21 protein-coding genes and 1 tRNA gene are annotated in these 22,910 nt (G+C 72.1%); 12 read left to right on the forward strand and 10 right to left on the reverse strand.

Annotated features, from left to right (window positions below):
- Positions 1 to 30: 30 nt before the first annotated feature.
- Together ACWDLG_RS08305 and ACWDLG_RS08310 are read right to left on the reverse strand one after the other, a co-directional pair.
- A complete protein-coding gene (locus ACWDLG_RS08305) occupies positions 31 to 783 on the reverse strand; it encodes an SDR family oxidoreductase (protein ID WP_449917347.1) in 753 nt (250 codons plus the stop codon).
- Positions 784 to 826: 43 nt separating this feature from the next.
- Positions 827 to 1,873 (reverse strand): phosphotransferase family protein, encoded by a 1,047-nt coding sequence (locus ACWDLG_RS08310; RefSeq protein ID WP_449917350.1) that lies wholly within the window; start codon positions 1,871 to 1,873, stop codon positions 827 to 829.
- Between the two features lie 260 nt (positions 1,874 to 2,133).
- On the opposite strand from ACWDLG_RS08310, the gene ACWDLG_RS08315 reads away from it, so the two are divergent.
- On the forward strand, positions 2,134 to 3,153 hold the full coding sequence (locus ACWDLG_RS08315; RefSeq protein WP_354913619.1) for a GNAT family N-acetyltransferase: 1,020 nt from the start codon (positions 2,134 to 2,136) through the stop codon (positions 3,151 to 3,153).
- Positions 3,150 to 4,271, forward strand: coding sequence for a DegT/DnrJ/EryC1/StrS family aminotransferase (locus ACWDLG_RS08320; RefSeq protein ID WP_449917353.1), 1,122 nt, complete (start codon positions 3,150 to 3,152; stop codon positions 4,269 to 4,271). Before ACWDLG_RS08315 ends, ACWDLG_RS08320 begins: the two co-directional genes overlap by 4 nt.
- Here ACWDLG_RS08320 and pdxR read toward each other — a convergent pair.
- Positions 4,252 to 5,649, reverse strand: a complete 1,398-nt coding sequence (gene pdxR, locus ACWDLG_RS08325; protein ID WP_449917355.1) for a MocR-like pyridoxine biosynthesis transcription factor PdxR — start codon at positions 5,647 to 5,649, stop codon at positions 4,252 to 4,254. The genes ACWDLG_RS08320 and pdxR overlap by 20 nt on opposite strands.
- A 56-nt stretch (positions 5,650 to 5,705) precedes the next feature.
- Here pdxR and ACWDLG_RS08330 point away from each other — a divergent pair, with 56 nt between their 5' ends.
- The 8 genes from ACWDLG_RS08330 (at position 5,706) to ACWDLG_RS08365 (ending at position 14,664) form a co-directional block, all read left to right on the forward strand.
- Entirely contained in the window at positions 5,706 to 6,341 is a 636-nt protein-coding gene (locus ACWDLG_RS08330) for a pyridoxamine 5'-phosphate oxidase family protein (RefSeq protein WP_449917357.1), read from the forward strand.
- A 65-nt stretch (positions 6,342 to 6,406) separates the two neighbouring features.
- Positions 6,407 to 8,755, forward strand: a complete 2,349-nt coding sequence (locus ACWDLG_RS08335; RefSeq protein ID WP_449917360.1) for a serine/threonine-protein kinase — start codon at positions 6,407 to 6,409, stop codon at positions 8,753 to 8,755.
- A 139-nt stretch (positions 8,756 to 8,894) separates the two neighbouring features.
- On the forward strand, positions 8,895 to 10,517 hold the full coding sequence (locus tag ACWDLG_RS08340; RefSeq protein ID WP_449917363.1) for a protein kinase domain-containing protein: 1,623 nt from the start codon (positions 8,895 to 8,897) through the stop codon (positions 10,515 to 10,517).
- Positions 10,518 to 10,542: 25 nt separating this feature from the next.
- A complete protein-coding gene (locus ACWDLG_RS08345; RefSeq protein WP_449917365.1) occupies positions 10,543 to 11,871 on the forward strand; it encodes a hypothetical protein in 1,329 nt (442 codons plus the stop codon).
- Positions 11,872 to 11,910: 39 nt separating this feature from the next.
- Positions 11,911 to 13,488 (forward strand): DUF2510 domain-containing protein, encoded by a 1,578-nt coding sequence (locus ACWDLG_RS08350; RefSeq protein ID WP_449917368.1) that lies wholly within the window; start codon positions 11,911 to 11,913, stop codon positions 13,486 to 13,488.
- A 73-nt stretch (positions 13,489 to 13,561) separates the two neighbouring features.
- Positions 13,562 to 14,158, forward strand: coding sequence for an oligoribonuclease (orn, locus tag ACWDLG_RS08355; RefSeq protein WP_354913630.1), 597 nt, complete (start codon positions 13,562 to 13,564; stop codon positions 14,156 to 14,158).
- 62 nt (positions 14,159 to 14,220) lie between these two features.
- Positions 14,221 to 14,296 (forward strand) — tRNA-His (locus tag ACWDLG_RS08360).
- Positions 14,297 to 14,457: 161 nt separating this feature from the next.
- On the forward strand, positions 14,458 to 14,664 hold the full coding sequence (locus tag ACWDLG_RS08365) for a helix-turn-helix domain-containing protein (protein ID WP_449917370.1): 207 nt from the start codon (positions 14,458 to 14,460) through the stop codon (positions 14,662 to 14,664).
- 196 nt (positions 14,665 to 14,860) lie between these two features.
- Here ACWDLG_RS08365 and ACWDLG_RS08370 read toward each other — a convergent pair whose 3' ends face one another.
- From ACWDLG_RS08370 to ACWDLG_RS08400, 7 genes are all read right to left on the reverse strand, one after another.
- Positions 14,861 to 15,790, reverse strand: coding sequence for an alpha/beta fold hydrolase (locus ACWDLG_RS08370; protein ID WP_449917373.1), 930 nt, complete (start codon positions 15,788 to 15,790; stop codon positions 14,861 to 14,863).
- Positions 15,787 to 16,329: a PadR family transcriptional regulator gene (locus ACWDLG_RS08375; RefSeq protein ID WP_449917376.1), complete on the reverse strand. Its 543-nt coding sequence runs from the start codon at positions 16,327 to 16,329 to the stop codon at positions 15,787 to 15,789. The genes ACWDLG_RS08370 and ACWDLG_RS08375 overlap by 4 nt, the downstream gene beginning before the upstream one ends.
- Before the next feature lie 110 nt (positions 16,330 to 16,439).
- Positions 16,440 to 17,711 carry an L-lysine 6-transaminase gene (gene lat, locus ACWDLG_RS08380; RefSeq protein ID WP_449917379.1) on the reverse strand — a complete coding sequence of 424 codons (1,272 nt, stop codon included), beginning with the start codon at positions 17,709 to 17,711 and terminating at the stop codon, positions 16,440 to 16,442.
- 128 nt (positions 17,712 to 17,839) lie between these two features.
- Positions 17,840 to 18,364 (reverse strand): HdeD family acid-resistance protein, encoded by a 525-nt coding sequence (locus tag ACWDLG_RS08385; protein WP_449917381.1) that lies wholly within the window; start codon positions 18,362 to 18,364, stop codon positions 17,840 to 17,842.
- A 47-nt stretch (positions 18,365 to 18,411) separates the two neighbouring features.
- Positions 18,412 to 18,777 (reverse strand): PPOX class F420-dependent oxidoreductase, encoded by a 366-nt coding sequence (locus ACWDLG_RS08390; protein ID WP_449917383.1) that lies wholly within the window; start codon positions 18,775 to 18,777, stop codon positions 18,412 to 18,414.
- Positions 18,774 to 19,427: a PAQR family membrane homeostasis protein TrhA gene (trhA, locus tag ACWDLG_RS08395; RefSeq protein WP_354913641.1), complete on the reverse strand. Its 654-nt coding sequence runs from the start codon at positions 19,425 to 19,427 to the stop codon at positions 18,774 to 18,776. The genes ACWDLG_RS08390 and trhA overlap by 4 nt, the downstream gene beginning before the upstream one ends.
- 20 nt (positions 19,428 to 19,447) lie before the next feature.
- A complete protein-coding gene (locus ACWDLG_RS08400) occupies positions 19,448 to 20,965 on the reverse strand; it encodes a penicillin-binding transpeptidase domain-containing protein (protein WP_449917386.1) in 1,518 nt (505 codons plus the stop codon).
- Between the two features lie 76 nt (positions 20,966 to 21,041).
- On the opposite strand from ACWDLG_RS08400, the gene ACWDLG_RS08405 reads away from it, so the two are divergent.
- Together ACWDLG_RS08405 and ACWDLG_RS08410 are read left to right on the forward strand one after the other, a co-directional pair.
- Positions 21,042 to 21,869, forward strand: a complete 828-nt coding sequence (locus ACWDLG_RS08405) for a spermidine synthase (protein WP_449917583.1) — start codon at positions 21,042 to 21,044, stop codon at positions 21,867 to 21,869.
- Between the two features lie 53 nt (positions 21,870 to 21,922).
- Complete coding sequence (locus tag ACWDLG_RS08410; RefSeq protein WP_354913645.1) at positions 21,923 to 22,891, forward strand: pirin family protein; 969 nt, start codon at positions 21,923 to 21,925, stop codon at positions 22,889 to 22,891.
- The last annotated feature ends 19 nt before the right edge of the window (positions 22,892 to 22,910 follow it).

The following is a 22,910-nucleotide window of genomic DNA, read 5'->3' on the forward strand; positions in this document are numbered from 1 at the left end:
TTACAGAACGCTTGAATGTTGCTCTACCGATTAGCTGGGAGTCGGCGGCCGCTGCCCTCCGGCGGGCCCCGGCACGCCAGCATATCGGTAGGGCACCGGCGGCCTGCCTGGCTGGACGATCAGCAGGGTACCGGGGTCATTGGTGTAGAAGGCCGCTTCCACGGCGCCCGCGACGTCCTCCGCCGTGAGCAGCGGGAAGCCCGCGCCGACGAACATGTCACGCTGCCCGGCGACGAGCGGGGTGTCGGTGAAGCCGGGACACACCGCGCTGATCCTGATCCCCGTCCTGGCCAGCGGTTCGGCCAGCGCCCTGACCAGGCCGACGACGGCGTGCTTGGTCATCGTGTAGACGGGGTCGCCGTCGTAGCCGACCAGGCCGGCCAGCGAGGCGGTGACGACGATCGCGCCGCCGCCCGAGCCCGCCAGCACGGGCACGGCGGCGTTGACGCCGAAGACGACACCGTCGACGTTGACGCCCATGGCGCGGCGGTAGCGCTCCAGGTCGAAGGCGGCCAGGTCGACGCCGCCGGCGATGCCCGCGTTGAGGTGGACGAGGTCGAGCCTGCCGTACCTCTCGACGGCCAGGTCCACCGCGCGCCGCGAGGTCTCGGGGTCGCTGACGTCGCCGGCCAGCCACGCCCCGCCGACCTCCTTGGCGACGCGTTCGACGCCCGCCTCGTCGAGGTCGACGAGGAGGCATCGCGCCCCTCCCGCCGCCATCCTGCGCGCCACCGCGGCGCCGATGCCGCTGGCGGCTCCGGTGATGAGGACAACGCTGCTCATCGGATCTCCTTCGCTGTCGCTGGTGCGCCCTGCCCGGGCCGGATCACGAGATGCCGTGGTCGAGCGTGCGGTGGTCGAGCGTGCGGTGGGCGCGGGCGAGCAGGAGGGGCACGGCGTCGCCGATGCGGTCGAACCCCTCCCCCACGGTCTTACCCTGCCGGAACCTGGCGTGGATACCCTGCACGATGACCGCGAGCTTGAAGTTGCCGAACGCCACGTAGAAGTCCAGGTCGGCGAGGTCCCTGCCGGACACCTTGGCGTAATGGGCGGCGAACTCGGCGGCGCTGAGGAAGCCGGGGGCGAGCGTGACGTCGCCCGCCACCGGGATCGAGGCGCGCTCGTCGTCCCCGTGGTCGTGCCAGTAGGTGAGCGTGAGACCCAGGTCGGCCAGCGGGTCGCCGAGCGTCGACATCTCCCAGTCGACGACCGCGCGGATCTCCGGTGGGGCGAGCCGTACCAGCGTGTTGTCGAGGCGGTAGTCGCCGTGCACGAGCGTGGCGGCCGAGGTGGCGGGCATGCGCTCGCGCAGGCGGGCCACGAGGCGCTCGTAGACGGGGTCCTCGCGGTCCGCGGAACGGGCCCACTGCTGGCACCAGCGATCGAGCTGCCTGGCCAGGTAGCCGTCGGGGCGGCCGAAGTCGCCGAGGCCCACGGCCGTGTAGTCGACCGCGTGGATCTCGGCCAGCACCTCGGCCAGCCGCTGCGACAGCCGCCTGGTCTCCTCCACCCCCGGGGCTCCCAGCTCGTCCCTGTCGCGGACGGCCGCGCCGTCGACGTGGCCCATGAGGTAGAACGGCGCCCCGATCACGTCCTCGTCGGGGCAGAAGGCGAGCGGCGGGGGGACCGGTACCGGCGTGCCGTCCAGGGCGGAGATGACCCGCCACTCGCGGCGCATGTCGTGCGCGGTCGGCAGGACGTGGCCGAGCGGAGGGCGGCGCAGCACCACCCGCTGTTCGGTCGCCTCGATCAGATAGGTCAGGTTGGACCTGCCGCCGGAGATCAGCGACACCGAGACGGGCGCGCCCGCCGCCGGCACGTGCTCGCCCATCCACGCGGCCAGACGCGGCCAGTCAATGCCAGGTACCGTCATGGAACCACATTAGAACCTGGTTCTGTTCACGCCACCAACATGAGAACTCCCTAAATTTGCCAGCAGTGGCGGCCCACCACTCCCCCTTATCCCTTAACGTTTGCTGTGAACCGCCATGCATGGTCTGCTCAGGAAGTACCCCCGACACCCGACCATGCCGCACGGCGGGCGGGGACCGCACACCCCAGTAGGAGCCCATGCGCATCACTCTTGTTCACCCCCGTGACCTGGGGCGCCCGGAAGTGGACCGATGGAGGGCCTTGCAGGAGGCCGACCCGTCCTTCGACAATCCCTTCCTCTCGCCGGAGTTCACGATCGCGGTAGGCGAGTCGCGCGACCAGACACGCGTCGCCGTCCTCGAGGACGGAACCGACGTGGTCGGATTCTTCCCCTTCGAGCGGCATCCGCTCGGCATCGGCAGGCCGGTGGCCGCCGGCCTGACCGACGCCCAGGGCATGGTCATGCACACCAAGGCGGAGATCGACGCGCAGAAGCTGATCAAGAGCTGCGGGCTGGGCGTCTTCGAGTTCGACCATCTGGTGGCCGGGCAGCCGATGCTGGCCGAACGACACGAGCTGCACCCCTCGCCGGTCATCGACCTGAGCGACGGCTGGGCGCCGTACACCGACTACCTCATGGCCAACTCCGGCAAGACGTACAAGAGCACGCTGGCCAAGTCGCGCAAGCTCCAGCGCGACGTCGGGCCGCTGCGCCACGACTACGCCGTCACCGATCCGGCGCCCCTCCACACGCTGCTGGCCTGGAAGACCGACCAGTACCGCCGCACGGGCCGCACCGACAGGTTCGCCACCCGCTGGATCGTCGAGCTGGTCGAGCGGCTGCTCGCCACGCAGACCGAGGCGTTCGCCGGCGTGCTCGACATGGTCTACGTCGACGGCGTCCCGATGGCGGGCCATTTCGGCCTGCGCACCAGGCACACGCTCGTGGGCTGGTTCCCCGCCTACGACACCGCCTACGCCAAGTCGTCGCCCGGTCTGATCCACCACCTGGCCATGGCCGAGGCGGCGGCGGCCGCCGGGATCAGGCTCATCGACATGGGCCGGGGCCCCAAGGAGTACAAGGAGAAGCTCAAGACCGGCGACCTCCATGTCGCCGAGGGCAGGGTCGCGCGCGCCAGCGCGGGGGCCGGCGTCCACTGGATGATCAGGGTTCCGGTGCGCAAGGCGCGCGGCGCGGTCATGGCCAACCCGCTCCTGCTCAAGACCGCCGACCGCGCGCTGAAGACCTACGGCCGCCTGCGCACGGCCCTGCAGGCGTGAGCGCCGTCCGGGCGCTCGAGGAGCGCACCGGCCGACACTGTCTCGCGCTGCCGTCCAACCGGCTGGGCCTCTACCTCGCGCTGCGCCACTTCTGCGCGCCGGGGCAGCGGCTGCTGATGTCGCCGATCTCCGCCGACGAGATCCTCTTTCTCGTCCTCGCGGCGGGGCTGGTGCCGGTGATCGCGCCGCTGTCGCGCCGTACCGGCAACATCGACCCGGCCCGCGCGGACCTGTCCGGCGTCGACGCCGTGCTCACCACCAACCTGTACGGCCTGCCCGACGATCTGCCCGCCTTCGACGGCAAGCTCCTCATCGAGGACGTCGCCCACGCGATGGAGACCACGGTCGGCGGCCGGCCGCTCGGGACGTTCGGCGCGGCGGGGGTCTACAGCCTCTCCAAGCACGCGGGCGCGGGCTCGGGCGGCGTGCTGGCCGTCGCGGACGCCGCCGACGCCAAGGCGCTGGCGCAGGCGCGCGACCTGCTGCTGCAGCCCGGATCCTGGCGTGCCGAGCTGCTGAGCGTGGCCAGCTCGATGGCCCGCCAGGCGGCCCTCACCTTCGACCTGGTCCGTCCCGCGCTGAGGCTGATGCGCGCCCTCGGCATGGAGGAGGAGCGCGAAGGCTATCGCATCGCGCTGCGCGCCCCCGAGCTGCGGGCGGCCATGGCGGGCGGCCCCGCGCTGCCGCCCTTCGACCCGTGGGTGCGCGCCGACCTCCACTCCTACCGCACCAGGCGCGGCGGGCCGGCCCGGTGGTACCAGGGCCGCAAGGTGGCCAAGGTGGCGCGCGTGCGGCCACGGCGGCTGGCCGGGGTGCGGCGGCTGGCCGAGCTGCCGAGCGTGGCCGAGGGCGTCCTCGACCACCTGGACCAGCCCCTGTTCAGGGTGCCGCTGCTGGTGGAGGAGCGGGATCGGGCCATCGCCGCGCTCGAACGCCGCGGCGTGGCCACCGGCTACCTCTACGCGCCGCCCTACGACGACTACGCTCCCGGGTTCACGACCCCCTCGCCCGCACCCGCCGACGCCCGCTGGTGGGCCGAGCACGTGCTGCCCGTCGATCCGGTCTACGCCGACCGCGCCCTGCCCGTGCTGAGGGAGCTCACTCCAGCCCGCGGATGAGGTCGGCCAGGATCTGGCAGCCGCGCCGCACGTCGGCGAGCGAGGCGGAGCCGTACCCGATGACCAGGCCGTGCACCCGTGGCGCCCCGTGGTGGTGGCGGGCGGTGGTGTCGAGCAGGACGCCCGCCGCGGCCGCCGCCGTCACGACACCGGCCACCGCCGAGGGTCGCAGCTCGGCCAGGACGTGCAGGCCCGCCGTGTCGCCGTGCAGGCGGCAGACCGGGCCGAGGAGCTCCACCACGGCCGCGCGGCGGCGGGCGTACTCCAGGCGCATCCTGCGCAGGTGCCGGTCGAGGTCGCCGCGCTCCAGCAGGGTGGCGACGGCCTGCTGGACCGGGCCGCTGGTGCGATCGGACAGGTCGTTCCTGATGGCGGCGATCCGCCGCAGCAGCTCCGGTTCGCCGACCAGCCAGCCCACCCCCACGTCGGGGGCCAGCGACTTCGACAGCGTGCCGAGCAGCACCACGCGGGCCGGGTCGAGGCCGTACAGGGCGGGCAGCGGGGCCACGTCGTAGCGGAACTCCGCGTCGTAGTCGTCCTCCACGACCGTCGCCCCGGTGCGCCGCGCCCAGGCCAGCAGCCGTTCCCTGCGCGGGATCGGCAGGCGCCCGCCCATCGGGTACTGGTGGGCGGGAGTGGTGTAGAGGACGCGCAGATCGCCGGGCAGGTCGTCGACGATCACGCCGTCCTCGTCCACGGGGCACGGCACGATCGTCGCGCCCCTGGCGGCGAAGACGGCGCGGGCCACCCGGTAGCCGGGCTCCTCGACGCCCGCCCGCGCCCCGTGGCCGAGCAGGGCCATGGCGACCAGGTCGAGGCCGTTGCCGGTGCCCCTGGTGACCAGGACGTTCTCCGGGCCCACCGCGATCGCCCGCGTCCTGCGCAGGTGCTCGGCCAGCAGCTCCCGCAGGAACGGCAGGCCGTAGGGGTCGGGGTCGGCGCCCGGTGGCAGGTCGGCGGCCCTGCGCCAGGCCCGCTTCCACGCCGCCGCGTCGTAGTCCTTGACCCACGGCTCGCCGGGGGTGAGGTCGATCAGCGGGGCGGCCCGCCGTACCGGGGGGACCACGGCGGGGGCGGGCGCGGGTGCGGGGCGGGGCGTCTCCTGCGACAGGTCGGCCACGTAGGTGCCCGAGCCGTGGCGGCCGTCGAGCCAGCCCTCGGCGTAGAGCTGCTGGTAGGCCTCCGTGACCACGGTACGGCTGACGCCGAGCTGCGCGGCCAGCCCCCGCGAGGACGGCAGGCGGATCCCCGCGGTGAGGGCGCCCGCGCGCATGGCGTCGCGCAGCCAGTCGCCGAGCTGCACGGACAGCGGCACCGCCGAATCCCTGGTCAGGACGACGGGCAGGTCGACGAGGGTGCGCACGGAAGTGGTCTCCAAGAAGCGGTTATTAGTGGACATTAACGACAGGTCCACTATCTCAATAGCGTGACGGCATGCTCTCCACCACACCCCGCACGACGCTCGGACGCGAGAAGCACCGCGGCAGCACCGACAGGAACGACCTCTACGAGGTGCTCGACTCCGGCCTCATCTGCCATCTGGGCGTGGTGGTGAACGGTCACCCCATGGTCGTGCCCACCGGCTACGGCCGCATCGGCGACACCCTCTACCTGCACGGCTCCACCGGCGCCCGCTCGCTGCGGGCGGGGTCGGGCGAGCAGGTCTGCGTCACCGTCACCCACCTCGACGGCCTGGTGCTGGCCCGCTCGGTCTTCAACCACTCCGTCAACTACCGATCGGCGATCATCTACGGCGCGGCCAGGCTGGTCACCGACGAGGAGGAGCGCATGGCGGCCCTGCGGGCGCTGACCGAGCAGCTCGCCCCCGGCCAGTGGGACTACGCCAGGCAGCCGACCCGCAAGGAACTGGCTGCCACGGCGGTGCTCGCGCTGTCGCTGGAGGAGGCGTCGGTCAAGGTGCGCGGCGGCGCGCCCGTCGACGAGGACGAGGACTACGCGCTGCCGGTCTGGGCCGGGGTGCTCCCGCTGGTCACCTCGTGGGGGGCGCCCGTGCCGGACCCGGTGCTGCCCGAGGGGATCGACACACCGGGCCATATCAAGGAGCGTTGACCGCCAACCAGAACGGCGGATCGTACGTCTCATCAGGTGGGCCAGACTCCTGATGGGAGAGCGCCATGGTTTGGAGCGCCCCCGGCTACACCGAGATACGACAACTCGGGGCGGGCGGAAGCGGCAGGGTCGTGCTCGCCGTGCACGACGACACGGGCGTCAGCGTCGCCGTCAAGTACCTGTCGGAGCGGGTGCGCCACGAGCCCGGGGCGCTGGCCGCCTTCAGGGCCGAGGCCGAGGTGCTGACCACGCTGGTGGATCCGCACATCGCCAGGATGTGGGAGTACATCCAGGAGCCCGACGGCGCCGCCATCGTCATGGAGCTGGTCAACGGCGTGTCGCTGCGGGCGCTGCTGCGCGAGCACGGCACGACCGGGCCCGAGGCGGCGCTGGTGGTGCTCAAGGGTTCCCTTCTCGGCCTGGAGCGGGCGCACGCGGCCCACCTGGTCCACCGTGACTACAAGCCGGAGAACGTCATCGTCAGGGACGACGGCGTCAGCAAGCTGGTCGACTTCGGCATCGCCGTACGGCACGGCACCGCCACGCGGGCGACAGGCACCCCGCCGTACATGGCCCCCGAGCTGTGGTCGGGCCGGCCCGCCTCTCCCGCGACCGACGTCTACGCGGCCACCGTGGTGTTCTACGAATGCCTGACCGGGCACCGGCCGTACCGCTCGACGGAGTCGCACGTCCTCGGCTACCAGCACCTGCACGCGCCCGTCCCCCTCCACGACGCGCCAGAGGGCGTGCGGGAGCTGATGGCGCGCGGCCTGGCCAAGGACCCCGCCGACCGCCCGCCGAGCGCGGCCGCGTTCGTGGGCGAGGTGGAGCGGGCGGCGCTGGCCGCCTACGGCGAGGAATGGGAGGAGGACGGCAGGCGCCGGCTGGCCGCCCTGGTGGGGCTGCTGGCGCTGCTGCTGCCGCAGCCGGCGACCCCGCCACCAGCCACGAGCTCGTCCTTCTTCCGGACCGTCTTCAGGAACACCGCACGTACGGCCCGGCGGCACGGCAAGCGGCTGCTGATCGGCACCACGGCGGTCGCGGTGGCCGCGGGCGTGACCGGCTACGTGCTGGCCGGCAGGGACCGGCCGCCCGCCGCGACGATCGACGTGGTGGCGTCCGAACCCTCGACCGCGGCCGTGCCGCCGAGCCCGGCGACGCTGGCGACCGGCACGCCGGAGGCCGGCGGCGAGCCGACCGGCGAGCCGGACGTCGGCGCCGGATCGAACACCGGCCAGGAGACGCAGGCCCCGCCCTCTCCCACCGGTTCACCGGCGGGGCCGCCCTCCGCCTCACCGTCGCCGAAGCCGCCCACAACGAGTCCCACGCCGCGGCCGTCCACCCCGACCCCGACCCCGACACCCACGCCGACCCGCACCCCGACGCCCACGCCGTCCCCCACTCCCACTCCCACACCCACACCCACACCGACGCCCGGCACCCCGACGCCGCGGCCGGTGACGAACGTGTCGGCGCTGAACGTCGGCGCCCTGTCGGTCGACGCGGCCGGGCGGGCCGCCGCCACCGTCTCCCTGCGCACCACGGGCACCGGGCCCGTCACGCTCACCACCCGCCTGGCCGTCGACGGCCAGGTCGTGCGCACCGCACGCAACCGGGTCAGCGGCGCGACCACCTACACCCACCCCGTCGGCCACGACCTGGGCGAGCGGCGCTGCGGCAGGATCGTCACGCTCACGGTCACCACCTCACCAGCCGCGCCAGGCGGCGCGAAGACCGTCAGCGCGCCGCTGCCCGCGTGCCCGACGACCGTCACCGGGCTGCGGGTCTCCCTCGCCGTGGCGCAGGCGCCCGAACGGGCCGCGCGCGCCAGGATCACCGTCGAGACCAGCGGCACGGGCGAGGTGCCCGTCACCGCCACGATGGCGCTCAACGGCGACCAGGTCGCCGCCAAGACGCTCTCGCTGTCGGGGGACACCTCCTACACCGGCGCGTTCGACCACACCTTCGGCGAACGGCCCTGCGGCGGGACGGTCACGGTGACCGTACGGGCGGGCGACAGGCAGGACAGCGCCAGCGCCGGCGTCCCGTGCCCCGCGGCGGTGCGGCAGGTCTCGATCGCCAGGGCCGCGCTGAACGCGCGCGGCCGCGCCACCGCGATCGTCACCGTCGCCGCCGCGAACACCCAGCCGGTACGGCTGAGCGTCGCCTTCGGCGTCGCCGGCCAGGTCCGGCACACCGAGTCGGTCGAGCTGTCCGGCCAGACCGCCTACACCGCGACGGTCGGCTTCACCGTCCCCGACCTGCCCTGCGGATCGTCCTGGACGGTGACGGCGGGCACCAGCCCGGCCGCCGCGAACGGCACCGCCTCCGCCGGCGGCAAGACGCCCACGTGCGAACCGCCGGCCGAGACGCCCACTCCACAGCCGGGCGAGAGTGATGATCACTCCTCATGAGAATCGTGGCCACTGGACCGCCGATACGGCGCTGAGCTGCGAAAAGAAATGGCCGGAAGTCCGATAGCCACGTTTCTCCTGAGTAAGCTACGATCCGTTCTGATGTGGGTGGGGGCCCAGAGGATTCAGAGGTGATCTGATGGACCGGTGGGGGGTCCCCGGCTACACCGAGGTGCGCGAGCTCGGCTCCGGCGCCTCGGGACGGGTGATGCTGGCCAGGCGTGACCACGACGGTGTCGAGGTCGCGATCAAGTACCTGTCCGACCGGCTGCGTGACGACGTCGGGTTCGTGGCCAGGTTCCGGCACGAGGCCCGGATGCTCGGCAGCATGCGCAGCCCGTACAACGTCCGCCTGCTCGGCTACGTCGAGGACGGCCAGGGCGCGGCGATCATCATGGAGCTCGTCGACGGCGTCTCGCTGCGGGCACTGCTCGACTCCGAGGGGCCGACGGGGCCTGAGGCGGCCCTGGCCGTGCTCAAGGGGGCGCTGAAGGGTCTGGCCGCGGCGCACGCGATCGGCGTCGTGCACCGCGACTTCAAGCCCGAGAACGTGATGGTGCAGGGCGACGGCAGCAGCAAGCTGGTCGACTTCGGCATCGCCGTCCGGCAGGGCGAGGGCGCCAACTCCGCGGGGACCCCCGCCTACATGGCCCCCGAGCAGTGGTCGGGCGGGCCCGCCACCGCCGCGAGCGACGTCTACGCGGCCACGATCGTCTTCTTCGAGTGCCTGACCGGCATGCGGCCCTTCCGCGCCGCCACGGTCGCCGCGCTGGCCCGGCAGCACCACGCCACCCCGCCACCGGTCGACGAGGTGCCCGAGGCGCTCCAGCCGCTGGTGGAGCGCGGGCTGTCCAAGCACCCGGTCGAGCGTCCGGCCTCGGCCGACGACTTCCTCGACGAGCTGGAGGTCGTGGCCGCCCGCGCCTACGGCCCCGACTGGGAGGAGCGGGGCAGGCGCCGCCTGGCCAGGCTCGCGGGCCTGCTGCTGGTGCTCTTCCCCGGCACCCGCGAGGAGACGCTGGAGACCAGCACGACGCTGGCCGAGAGCGAGTTCGCCGAGCCGCGCGGGATCGTCTCGAGGCTGGGCGTGAAGACGCTGGTGTGCGTCGGCCTCGTCGTCGTGATCGGCACGGTCACCACCATGCTGCTCACCTCGGGCGACGACGACCCGGCGCTGAGGGCGCAGACCTCGCCCGCGACGCCGGCGATGTCGCTGATCGAGGCGCCGTCGCCGACGGAGTCCGCCACGGAGGAGCCCACGACCGAGGAACCGTCCGCCGAGGAGACGGTCGCGCCGGCCACCACCTCGACGCCGACGCCGACACCCTCGCCGACCGTCGCCGCACCCAAGAAGACCACCGCGACGCCGAAGCCGTCGAAGCAGCCGGTGCGCCGGTCCACGCCGCCGCCCCCGCCGCCCACCGCGAGCAAGAAGCCGACGCCCACTCCTGAGCCGGACGTGACACTGCGCGGCAGGTCCGACAACGACCCCGCGCCGTCGCGGACGCCCTCGCAGTCGGCGACCACGTCCGCGCCGCCGCCTCCGCAGAACACCCCGTCGGAGACGCCCAGGGAGACGACCTCCTCCGAGCCGTCCCCGTCCAACTCCGACGACGGCGGGGAGACGCCCAGGGTCACCGAGACCCCGTCGGCGACGGCGGTCCCGGGGCTGCTGGCGATCGGCCTGATGACGTCCGGCGCGGTACCGGTCACACTTGCGGTGAAGCGCCGTGTCGCTGGACGGCACAGGAAGCAGAGGTAGCGGGGGCGAGGCACCGGGGGAACTGATGAGCATGATCGCCGGCTTCCTGCTCACGGACCGGAAACGGATCACCGAGCTCGGTACGTGGATCGAGGCGACGGGCCCCGGCGGCAGCCGCGGCGGGGCCCTGCGGTTCGACTCCCGGCTCGTGTCCGTGCCCGGCGCCCGCGAGCGCCTGGTCGAGGCCGTGCTGGCCGACCGCGGGCTGGCCGCAGGCGGGATGACGGGGCTCGTCCCGGTCGCCGACCTGGTCACCGCCGGGCCCGAGGTGTGGCTGCTGACCGGCCACGGGATCTCGCCCGTCCTGTCGGACCTGCTGACCACGCCCGCGATGGACGCGGCCGGCGCCGCCGCCGTCCTCGTCGAGACGGCGCAGACCCTCGCCGCGCTCCACGCGGCGGGACTGGCCCACGGCTCGCTCCATCCCGGCACCGTGGTGATCGCGGAGGACGGGGCGGCGCTGCTGTCCGAGCGCGGGCTCTCCGACGCCGTCCGGGGCCTGCCGCCCGCCCCCGACCGGGACGTCGCGGCCTGGGCCGCGCTGGCCCGCGGCCTGGCCGCCACGTGGGCCGCGGCCTCCCCCGGCGCGGCGGACCTGCTGGAGAGGGTCGCGACCACCGCCACCACGCACGGGCTGGCCGCGGCCAGAGACACCCTGCTCGCCGGACGGGACGCCCTGCCCGGCGGGCTGATCAGCCGCGACGTGCTCGCCGAGACCGCACGCCGCTGGGCGACCCCGGCGACACCGGGCACGTCCCCGGTCAGGGACGAAGGCGAGATCGTCACCATGCTGCGGGTCCCCGGGCCGACTCACGAGCCGGCCCGTTTCGGCCCCGGTGTCACCTCCTCCGGCACCCACGGCCAGACCACCGCGGAGAAGATCTGGCGGGACGGCAACCGCCCCGGCCCTCCCACGTACGGCGAGCGGGCGCGCAAGGCCGCCCGGGCACGCCGCCGCAGGACAGTGGTGTCAGCGGCGGTGCTCGCGCTGGTCATCGCGGGCGCCGTGCTGGCGTGGTTCTCCGTGCGCTCCCCCGCCGACCTGGTCGTGCAGTCCGCGACGGTGAGCGCGCCCAAGACGCTGGGCTGCCGCAAGACCGCCACCATCACAGGAAACCTGGTCACCAACGGCTCGGGCGGCAGCGTCAGGTTCCAGTGGCTGCGCAGCGACAGGAAGGAGCCGATCGAGCAGACCGAGACCGTCCCGTCGGGCAAGACGACCCACACGGTGTTGCTGAAGTGGACGGTCAAGGGAGAGGCGACGGCCAAGCTGACGGCCCGGCTGCGGGTCCTGTCTCCCGTGCCCCAGGGACAGAAGATCGAGGATAAGGCGACATTCACCTACAAGTGCTGATCTACCCACTGCCAAGCGGTTGTCATTAGTCTGGCGGCCATGACCACGCAGACCCCCGCAGGCTGGTATCCCGACCCCTACGGCTCGCCGCAGCTGCGGTGGTGGGACGGCACCCAGTGGACCGACGCCACACACCCGACCGAGCCCGGCGCGCGTCCTCAGGCGCACGGCGGCGGCCCTACCCAGACGGCCGGGCCGGGTCCCATCGTGGGAAGCACGCCGTACCACGGGGCGGACGGGCCGGGTGCCGGGCAGCCCGACAGCGGCCCCGGACCGGCGTACCAGGCGCCCTCCGGGGGGCCCGAGGCGGGGCAGGGAGCGTGGGATTCGCCCGGCGGTGGTCCTGCTGCCGGCGGGGACCAGGGTTCCGGTCCGTGGGCGCCGCCTCAGGGGCCGGGCGCGGGTCCCGCGGCGCAGCCGTACCAGGGGCCGGGAGCGGGCCCTGACGCGGGGCCTGAGCACGGGCAGGGCTTCGGCCCGCAGTACCAGCCGCCAGGACCGGGCCCGCAGTTCCAGCCGCCGGGATCCGGCCCTCAGTACCAGGCGCCCGGCCCCGGTCCGGGCCCGCAGTACCAGCCGCCGGGATCGGGCCCGCAGTTCCAGGCGCCGGCACCGGGCGCGCAGTACCAGGCGTCCGGATCAGGTCCGGGCCCGCAGTTCCAGGGGCCGGGACCGGGCGCGCAGTACCAGCAGCCGCCGGGTCCCGGTGCGCAGTACCAGGGGCCGGGGCCGGGTGGGCAGTACCAGGGGCCGGGGCAGCAGTACGGGCAGCAGCCCTACGGCGGCGCCACGATGCGGCTGCCCGCGCCCGACTTCGGGCCGCCGCCGAAGTCGGGCGGCGCGATGCCGTGGATCCTCGGCGGCATCGGCGCGGTGCTGGTGATCGCGCTGATCGCGACGGCCGCGATCTTCATCGCCAACCGGGGCGGCCAGACGACGACCATGCCGAGCCCCACCCCCACGAGCGAGCCGCCGACCGCCGAGACACCCACCGAGTCCCCCACTGAGTCCCCTACTGAGTCGCCTACCGAGTCACCCACGGACTCGCCCACCCAGGGGGCCGGCGCCGACCTGCCCACCCCGGCCGACGGGCGCATCACCGACCCCACGACCGGGCTGTCCTACCCGGCGCCGGGCGAGCCGTGGAGCGTGCCCTCGTCCGCCGAGATCAACCCCAACCCGAACGCCCAGCAGTGGTCGGCCGGGATGAGCGCCGTCTCGCAGGAGAAGTACGACGGCGAGAGCGACTGGACGGGCAGCCTCTACTCCGGCGAGCTCGACGAGAGCTACCCCTACCAGGGTGAGGCCGACCTGCGCTCGGCCATGGGCACTGTCTTCATCGACTTCGCCCGCTTCTACCCGATCAAGCACGAGCGGAAGATCCTCCAGGACAAGGCGATCACCGTCGGCGGCCACGCGGGCCGCGTTCTGGAGTTCGAGATGGACTTCAGCGCCGAGTCGGCCAAGAAGAGCTACCAGTGGAAGAAGGAGCGCGCGGCCATCGTCCTCGTCGACAGGGGCGAGGGCAAGCGCCCCGCGCTGCTCTACGTCTCGGTGCCGGACAATCTGGATACCGGTCTCGTCACTCAGACGCTGAACTCTCTCAAGCTCTCCTGACCTGGGCACTACGCTGGAGTCAATGAGCAAGCGGGCGGGTAGCTCCGAGCCGCTGGGCGAGGAGATTGATCGTATGAGTGAGTTGCTGGTCTGGATCGACTGTGAGATGACGGGGCTCGACCTCGGGCGCGATGCGCTCATCGAGGTGGCCTGTGTCGTCACCGACAGCGAGCTCCGGCAGCTGGATGAAGGCGTCGACGTGGTCATCAAGCCGCCGTCCGAAGCGTTGGAGCAGATGTCGGAAGTGGTCCGCGAGATGCACACCGCCTCGGGTCTGCTGCCGGAGCTGGCCGAGGGGGTCACGCTCGCGGAGGCCGAGTCGCTCGTGCTCGACTACATCCGCGGCCACATCCCCGAGCCGAAGAAGGCGCCGTTGTGCGGCAACTCCATCGGCACGGACCGCACGTTCATCTCCCGTGACATGCCGGCCGTGGACGCCTACCTGCACTACCGGATGATCGACGTGTCCTCGATCAAGGAGCTGGTCCGCCGCTGGTACCCGCGTGTCTACTTCGCGGCGCCCGAGAAGCAGGGCGGGCACCGGGCGCTGGCCGACATCACCGAGAGCGTCAGGGAGCTCCGCTACTACCGCGCGGCGGTGTTCGTGGGCCAGCCCGGACCCGACTCGGCGACCGCGAGGACCCTCGCGGACAGTGTGTCACTCGGCTGAGTGGCGCAAAGGGTCCCGAAGACCGCTACACTTTTCCATGTGCTGCCGCGGCAGTGCGCATGGTGGGTGTAGCTCAGTTGGCAGAGCGCCAGGTTGTGGTCCTGGATGTCGGGGGTTCAAGTCCCCTCACTCACCCCACATCAGAAAGGCCGGTCCCGTACGGGATCGGCCTTCTGCTTTTCTCCGATGACTTTGGCCCCAAATCAGGACAATGCGAGTTATGCTCGCTGTCAACCGCTGACGCCGGGAGCACGGGGGCCAATCGGCGATCTGACCGACTTCGCTGTTCCGGAGGCCGGATGAGAGTCGACCACGTCGCACGCTTGAGCAAGCGTGAGGCTGAGGTGATGGACCTGATCGCGACCGGTCAGTCCAACGGGGAGATCGCGCAACGACTGTTTCTCAGTGAGAAGACGGTCAAGAACCACGTCAACAGGATCTACGCCAAGCTCGGCGCCGACTGCCGGGTCACCGCCATAGGTTTATGGCTCAACAGGGACACGTAGGGGCTCCGCCTGTTGCGGGACCGGCGTTTCCCGCTGCAGGGAAGCGCCGGTGATCACGCGGCTCGCCGTACGGTGACGAACATCACAGCAAGCCGCCGAGCCGGATGTCGCCGTGCCGTTCCACACCGCATTCGCAAGGCGTGCCGCCCGTTCCCGGCCTCGCGATGTCGTGCAGGGGCCCGCCGAAGGGCGGGGGTTACTCCGCGGCGATCCGCGCCAGGATCTCGTCCTGATAGGCGAACGCCGCGAAATGCCCGCCGGGCACGAATCGCGCGGTCCCGCCGGGCAGCCGGTCGGCCAGCCGGCGCGCCAGCGTGACCGGCACCTTCGGGTCCTCCAGCCCGTGCCACAGGTGCACGGGCCCCCGCACGCCGGCCGGGTCGAACCCCCACGGCCGCAGGTAGTCCAGCAGGTCGCCGGCCATGGCCGCCCCACCCTGCCCGCAGCTCTCCTTGACGTCCGCGACGAAGGCCGCCTTGGCGGCGTCTCCCCCGTCGGCGAGCAGCCGGCGGAAGACGCGCAGGTCCGCCGGGATCAGCGACCGCTCGACCCGCCCGACGAGCCGGTCGGCGTCGCCGCGGGCGCCTGCCGACATCGTCGTGGCCGCCAGCGAGCACAGCCGGCGCAGCAGCCGCGGAGCCCGCCGTGCCAGCCGCCAGTAGAAGGCGTCGGCCCGGCTGTCGGGGGCCCAGCGGCCCACGCCGTCCACGGGGGTCATCCCGCCCAGGATCGTCGTGCTGGTGACGAGGTCGGGTCGCTTGGCCGCCAGCGCCAGGACGGGCCCCGCCCCCATCGACACGCCGATCGTCGCGACCCGGTCGAGCCCCAGGTGGCCGGCGAGCGCCGCGGCGTCGTCGGCCCACCCGGGGAAGCCCGCCCCCGGAGCGGCCGTGGACCTGCCGTACCCGGGCCGGTCCACGGAGACGACCCGCAGGCCGTGGCGGCGCAGCACGGTGTCGGACAGCGCCCACCCGGCCACCCACCTGGACGAGCCGTATCCGTGGACGAGCAGGCACGACCGCCCCGCCGGGTCGCCGAAGACGGCGTAGCCGATCCGCCTGCCGTCCGCGAGGGTGAGGCTCTCCTCCGCGGTCGTGCCCATCGCCGCCCTCAGCTCCTCGGTCATGAAGCCGCCGCCTCGCCGGTGGCGGGCCAGGTCCCCACGACGTCGATCGCCCATGCGGCCCAGGAGATCATCGCCTCCAGCCGCCGCACGCCCGCCTCGAGGCCGAGCAGCGACGCCCGGTCGGCGGGCCGGCTGAGGTCGAGCCCCTTCATCAGGACCCGCATGCCCCGCAGCCGCGCCCGGTGATACTCCATCTCCTCCCGGAGGAAGGCCTGGGCCTCCTCCGGTTCGACCAGCCACAGCGCGAAGGACCTGAGCACCGTCTCGTTGCGCTGGCTGTGGTCGGCCGACGTGCTCGTCAGCCACTCCCGCAGCAGCCGCTCACCCTCCTCGGTGATCTCGTACGGCCGGCGACCGCGCGCCCCTTCGCCTTGCTCCCTGATGAGCCCCTCGGACGCCAGCCGCTTGAGCTCGGGATAGACCTGGGTGGGTTTGGCGTGCCAGACGAACTTCAGGACGCCGTCGAACTCCTGCCCGATGTCGTAACCGCTGCGCGGCGCCCCCGCGATCAGGGTGAGCAGCGCCATGCGAAGCGACATGCCGATCTCCCTCCTTCACCAGACGAAGGTTACAGTAGCACACTAAAAAATTTTAGTGTCACAAGCCAGGTGAAAGGAGGACACGACGGGCGGTCGGCCGGAGGAGGGTGTCAGAGCGGGCGGGAGAGCGCGTGGCCGATGGCGGCCAGGCCGTGTTCGAGATCCTCGTCGGGGATGTTGAGCGCGGGCCTGAGCCGTACCGACCGCTCGCCGCACGGCAGCACCACGACGCCCTCCTCCTCGCGCAACCGGGTGATCAGCGCGCTCCTGCGCGCGCCGTCCGGCAGGTCGAAGGCGCACATGAAGCCGCGCCCGCGCACGTTCGACACCAGCGCCGGATGCTCGGCCTGGAGCTTGCCCAGCCCTTCGACCAGCCGGGCGCCGGCCTCGGCGGTGCGCGGGATGAGCCCGTCACGCTCGATGATCTCCAGCATGGCGCGCGAGCGGACCATGTCGACGAGCCCGCCGCCCCAGGTGGAGTTGATGCGCCCGCTGACGGTGAAGACGTTGTCGGGGACGAGGTCCACCCGCCGGCCCGCCATGATGCCGCCGACCTGCACCTTCTTGGCGAAGGCGACGATGTCGGGGGCCAGGCCGAGCTGCTGGTAGGCCCAGGGGGTGCCGGTGGTGCCGCCGCCGGTCTGCACCTCGTCGAGGACGAACAGGGCGTCGTGCTCGTGGCAGAGGTCCTGCATCGCCTGGAGGAACTCGGCGCGCATGTGGTTGTCGCCGCCCTCGCCCTGGATGGGCTCGGCGATGAAGCAGGCGATGTCGTGGGGATGGCGTTCGAAGGCGGCGACGGCCTGGGCGAGCGCCCTGGCCTCGAGGTCCTCGACGTCGCCCAGGTGGGTGGCCGGCACCTCGATGCGTGGCCAGTCGAACAGGGGGAAGCGCTCCGTCTTGAGCGGCTCGGTGTTGGTGAGGGACAGGGTGTAGCCGGAGCGGCCGTGGAAGGCCCTGGTCAGGTGCATGACGCGGCTGCCGAGCTCGCGGGGGCGCCCCTCCGCCTCGTTGCGGCGGCTCTTCCAGTCGAAGGCGGTCTTGAGCGCGTTCTCGACGGCGAGGGCGCCGCCTTCGACGAAGAACAGCCGCGGCAGGTCGGGGTCGCCGAGGACGCGGGTGAAGGTCTCGACGAAGTCGGCCAGGTGCTCGCTGTACATGTCGGGGTTGGCCGGCTTGTTGAGCGCGATCCTGCCGAGGAGTTCCTGGTCGAGCGGCGGGTTCACGCCGAGCGGCGCGGAGGCGAAGAAGGTGTAGAAGTCCAGGTAGCGGCGGCCGGTGCGGGCGTCGACGAGCCAGGATCCCTGGCTTCTGTCGAGATCCAGAACCAGCCGGTAGCCGTCGACGAGTAGGTGGCGGGCGAGCCGGTCATGGACGTCCATGTGCCCTCCTCTGTGAGCTGGATCACGACATACATTCCCCATATTTATGTGCCTATGTAAAGACTTTCCGCCCACGAGGCTTGATCACACAAGGTTCTCCGGATCCGCGGCCGAACCGGACGGCGGCCTCACGCGAGGCTCTTCACCTTGACCGACAGGATGATGATCGCGATCCCGTAGATGATCGCGAAGGCGCCGATCAGCCAGGTCAACGCCACCGCGCCGGAGGCCGGCCAGATCAGCAGCAGCACGCCGAACACCACCGACAGCAGACCGCCGATGATCAGCATCCACTCGTTGTCGATGAGCTTGCGCAGCCGGATCCCCGCGATCACCTCCGCGATGCCCGTGAAGATGGCCCAGAACGCGATGATGTACAGCAGGGCGAGCGTCGTGACCCCCGGCCAGACGAAGGTGACGATTCCGGCCAGGATCCCGAGCACGCCGGACAGAATGAGCCATGCCCGGGACTCGACGTTGTGCCGGAAGGCGGAGATCAGCGAGAAGATGCCGTTGACGAGCGCGTAGGCACCGAAGAAGATCACAAGCACGAGGACCGTCATCCCCGGCCAGATGATCGCCAGGATGCCGAAGATCACCGCACAGATGCCCCGAATGAGGATGAGCCACCAGGTGCTTGCCAATTGCTCCATACCTGGTCTGCTATCCCAAAGCCTGGCGAATACAGACCAGGCCGGAGTCAAATATCGGTGATCCGGACACCGACCGTGCCGGTGCGGCCCCTGCGCAGCAGGCTGCCGAGGATCACCAGCCTGCCCTGCAGGCCGTACTTGGCCCGCAGCAATCCCCTGACGCGCTCGGTCTGCCCGGCGGAGAGGATCTCGGCGCGGCCCCGCACCGGCTCGCCGCGCAGCCGGCCGCGCACGTCGCAGGGGGTGACGGTCACCGCCGGGTTGGCCCGCATGCGTTTGACCTTGCCGGAGTCGGCGACGGTCCAGATCACGACGGCGTCGCCGTCCTGCGCCGCCCAGACGGGGGTGGGCACGGGGGTGCCGTCCTTGCGATAGGTCGTCACGGAGACGTACTGCTCATGGCCGAGGTTCACGTCTGCGAGTAGACCACGATCGAGACGGCGATGTACTGCACCAGGTACGCGGCGATCGTGAAGGCGTGGAAGACCTCGTGGAAGCCGAACCACCGAGGGGACGGGTCGGGCCTGCGCAGGCCGTACACGACGGCCCCGGCGCTGTAGAGGACGCCGCCGACGGCCACGAGCGCGACGGCCACCGGGCCGGCGCCCCGCAGGAGCTGGGGCATCACGAAGATCGCGGTCCAGCCCAGCGCCAGGTACAGGACGGTGTAGAGCCAGCGGGGCGCCGACATCCACAGCACCCGGAACAGCACGCCCGCCAGCGCGCCGCCCCAGGTGACGGCCAGCACGAGGATCCTGGGCAGCCCGTCGAGGGCCAGAAGCGCGAAGGGGGTGTAGGTGCCCGCGATGATCAGGTAGATGTTCGCGTGGTCGAACCGGCGCAGGACCTCGGCCAGGCGCGGGCCGAGCGTGCTGCGGTGGTAGGTGGCCGAGATGCCGAACAGCAGGCCCGAGGTGATCGCGTAGACGGCCGAGGCGAGCCTGGCCTGGACGGTCGGACCGAGGGCGACCAGGACGAAACCGGCGATCAGCGCCACGGGCAGGGCGCCGGTGTGCAGCCAGCCGCGGAGCCGAGGCTTGGGGAAGGTGGCGACACTCGTCATGAAACCTACGGTAGCGTAGGTTAGAGCGCCCCGAGGAAGCGGGCGGCTATGGGAACGGCCGCTTTCGCCCCGGATCCGCCGTTCCTGACGAAGACGCAGAAGGCCAGATCGCCCTGGTAGCCGACGAACCAGGCGTGCGGCCTGCCCGAGGGCACTTCGGCCGTGCCGGTCTTGCCCGCGACGTCGGCGGCGAGCCCGGCGTCCTTGGCGGTGCCCTCGCTGACCACCTGCCGCATCATCGAGCGCAGGTCCTGGACGATCCGCTGGTCCAGGGTGACCTCGGCGGGCGGCGTCTCGTCGAGGCTCCTGGCCGCCTTGGCGGTCACCAGGCGCGGCGTCCGCCAGGTGCCGCTGTCGACGGCGGCGGCCAGCGCCGCCATGCACAGCGGCGAGGCCTCGACCGTGCCCTGGCCGATGGAGTTGAGCGCCAGCACGCTCCGGTCGGCCCCCGGCTCCAGCCGTCCGCAACGCCCGCCCACGCCGGTCGCGAGGTTCCTGCCGTCGAACCCCCAGTCGCGCGCCGCCTGCTCCAGCCGCGCGGCGCCCAGCCTGTCCAGCGCCTGCTGGACGAAGGTGGTGTTGCAGGAGACCGCGAACGCGCCGGCGAGGGTGGTGGCCGTCTGGTCGCCCGAGTTGACGATGCCCGCGTGGCTCGGCGGGCAGCTGATCGGGCTGGAGGCCGTCATCCCCGCCTTGAGCAGTCCCGCCGCCGTCACCACCTTGAACGTCGAGCCCGGCGGGAACAGCCGCTCGAAGGCGCCCGCCGCGTCCAGCCGGTCGGCCACGGCCAGGATCTCCCCGGTGCTCGCCTTGACCGCGATGATCGCGGCCTGCTCGGGCACCCCGTCCAGCGCCCTGGCCGCCGCCGCCTGCACCGGGCGCGAGAGCGTGACGTGCACCTGCCGCGCGGGCGGCGGCTGGAAGACGACCAACGGCCTGGGTGCCGCGCCCCGCGCGGTCGCCTTGATCGTCCAGCCGGTGTTCGTCTCGTCGAGCCGTTCCTTGAGCCGGTCGAGGTACGGCTCGGCGGCGCTGTCGCGCGGTAACGCCGCCCCCGACCTGGTGACCAGCTCGACGCCGGACACCTCGGTCTCCTCCAGCGACAGCACGCCGCCGTCGCGCAGCGCGGGGTGCAGGGTCTCGGGCCCCCAGAGCACCTTCCACGCGCCGTTCCGCACGGCCAGCCGCAGCGTCCCGGTGAACGCCCACGGCCCCATCCCCGTCAGCTCCCTGGTGCCGCTGAACGGCAGTTCGGCCGTCTCCTCGCCGGTGACCCTGAGACCGCCGGGCCGGAGGGTGAGCGCGTTGACCTTGAACTGCTCGCTGAAGGCGAGGTGCCGGTCGGCGAAGTCGGCGGGCGGGTCGGCCACCAGTCCTTCCATGGAGGTGACGTCGCTGCGCTGCCAGGCGGCCAGGTAGGCGTCGGCGGTGGCCATGGCGCTGCCGTGCACCCCTGAGGAGGCCACGAACGCGAAGGCGCCCGCGCCCCCCACCGCGCCCAGTGCGACGAGCAGCCCGACCAGCCTTCGCCTACGCATACGGTTCTCCCAGGGACAACTTCCACCTCGATATACCAGACAGGGAGCCGACGTGACACGTGGACCGCGGGAGCCGATGCCCGGCCGCTATCCGGTGACCTTCGGCGAAGTCGAACTGTTGAAAGATCTGGACCGGCCGAACGGATGGATACTGTCCAAGGATGGCGTACCGCAGTCGTATGTGGATCTAGAAGATCCGACATATTTGGATTTTGAGTATGTACGGCTCATGGCGGATGTCATCGACGTCCTGCCGGAAGGGCCGCTGAACTGCGTGCACGTCGGAGGCGGGGCCTGTACGGTCCCCCGCTACGTCAGCGCCACCCGCCCCGGCTCCCGGCACATCGTCATCGAGCCCGACGCGGCGCTGGTCGAGCTCGTGCGTTCCCAGCTCGACCTGCGCTCGGTGCCCAAGCTGAAGGTGCGACCGCAGGGCGGCCGCGAGGGGACGGCGGACATCTGGGACGGTTCCACCGACCTGTTCGTGCTCGACGCCTTCTCCGGCGCCGCGATGCCCGTCGAACTGGCGACGGCCGAGTACATCGCCGACGTCGCCCGCGTGCTGCGCGCGACGGGCACGCTGCTGGTCAACCTGGCCGACGGCAAGGGTCTGGCCTTCGCCAGGCGGGTGGTGGCGACCGTCCGCGACGCGTTCGGGCACGTCGCGCTGCTGGCCGACCCCGGTGTCATGCGCGGCCGCAGGTTCGGCAACCTGATCATCGCCGCCTCTCCCGTCGAGCTGCCCGTCGACCTGCTGACCAGGCGCGCGGCGGGCGGCCTCACCCAGGCACGCTGCGTGTACGGCGAGGCGCTGACCAACTTCGTCGCCGGCGCCTCCCCCATCCACGACGGCGACGCGGTTCTCGCCCCTGCCCCTCCTCCCGCGGTCTTCGGCCTGGAATAGTTGAATCCTAAACTTGGTTAGGGCAGTCGAACACCGCAGGAAAGGAGCGCGACATGCCCGCCGTCACCGTAGAGAACCTGCTCACACTGCCCCGCCTGCCCCAGCCCGACGTGACCGTGCCAGAGCGCAAGGTCCTGACGGTCGCCACCGCGCCCAGCGGGTTCGAGGGCGAGGGCTTCCCGGTACGCAAGGCCCTGGCGACGATCAAGCCGGCTTACCTCGACCCCTTCGTGATGATGGACCAGATGGGCGAGGTGGACTACGCCCCTGGCGAGCCGAAGGGCACGCCGTGGCACCCGCACCGCGGCTTCGAGACCGTCACGTACATGATCGACGGGGTCATGGACCACACCGACTCCCACGGCGGCGGCGGCACCATCACCGACGGCGACACCCAGTGGATGACAGCGGGCAGCGGCATCCTGCACAAGGAGGCCCCGCCCGAGTGGCTGGTCCAGAAGGGCGGCCTGTTCCACGGCATCCAGCTGTGGGTCAACCTGCCCGGCAAGGACAAGATGATGGCGCCGAAGTACCAGGACATCGGACGCTCCAACGTGGTCCTGCTGAGCAGCCACGACGGCGGCGCGCTGGTCCGCCTCATCGCCGGCGACGTGGCGGGGAACGTCGGTCCCGGCAGCACGCACACCCCGATCACGCTCCTGCACGCGACCGTCAGCCCCGGTGCGCAGCTCACGCTGCCGTGGCGCAAGGACTTCAACGCCCTCGCCTACGTCCTGTCCGGACACGGCACGGCAGGCGCCGACCGGCAGCCGATCACCAGCGGCCAGCTGGCGGTGTTCGACGGCTTCGGCGCCAGGCCGGGGCTGACCACCGACGGCGAGTGGCTGCGGATCGCCGCGCGGCCGAAGGACACGCTGGAGGTCATCGTGCTGGGCGGGCAGCCGATCGGCGAGCCGGTGGCGCACTACGGCCCGTTCGTGATGAACACCCGCGCCGAGCTGGTCCAGGCCTTCGAGGACTACCAGTCCGGCAGGTTCGGCAGCATCCCCGCCGGTCACTGACCGCCCCGCCGCACGCGGC

Source organism: Nonomuraea sp. NPDC003727, assembly GCF_053586935.1.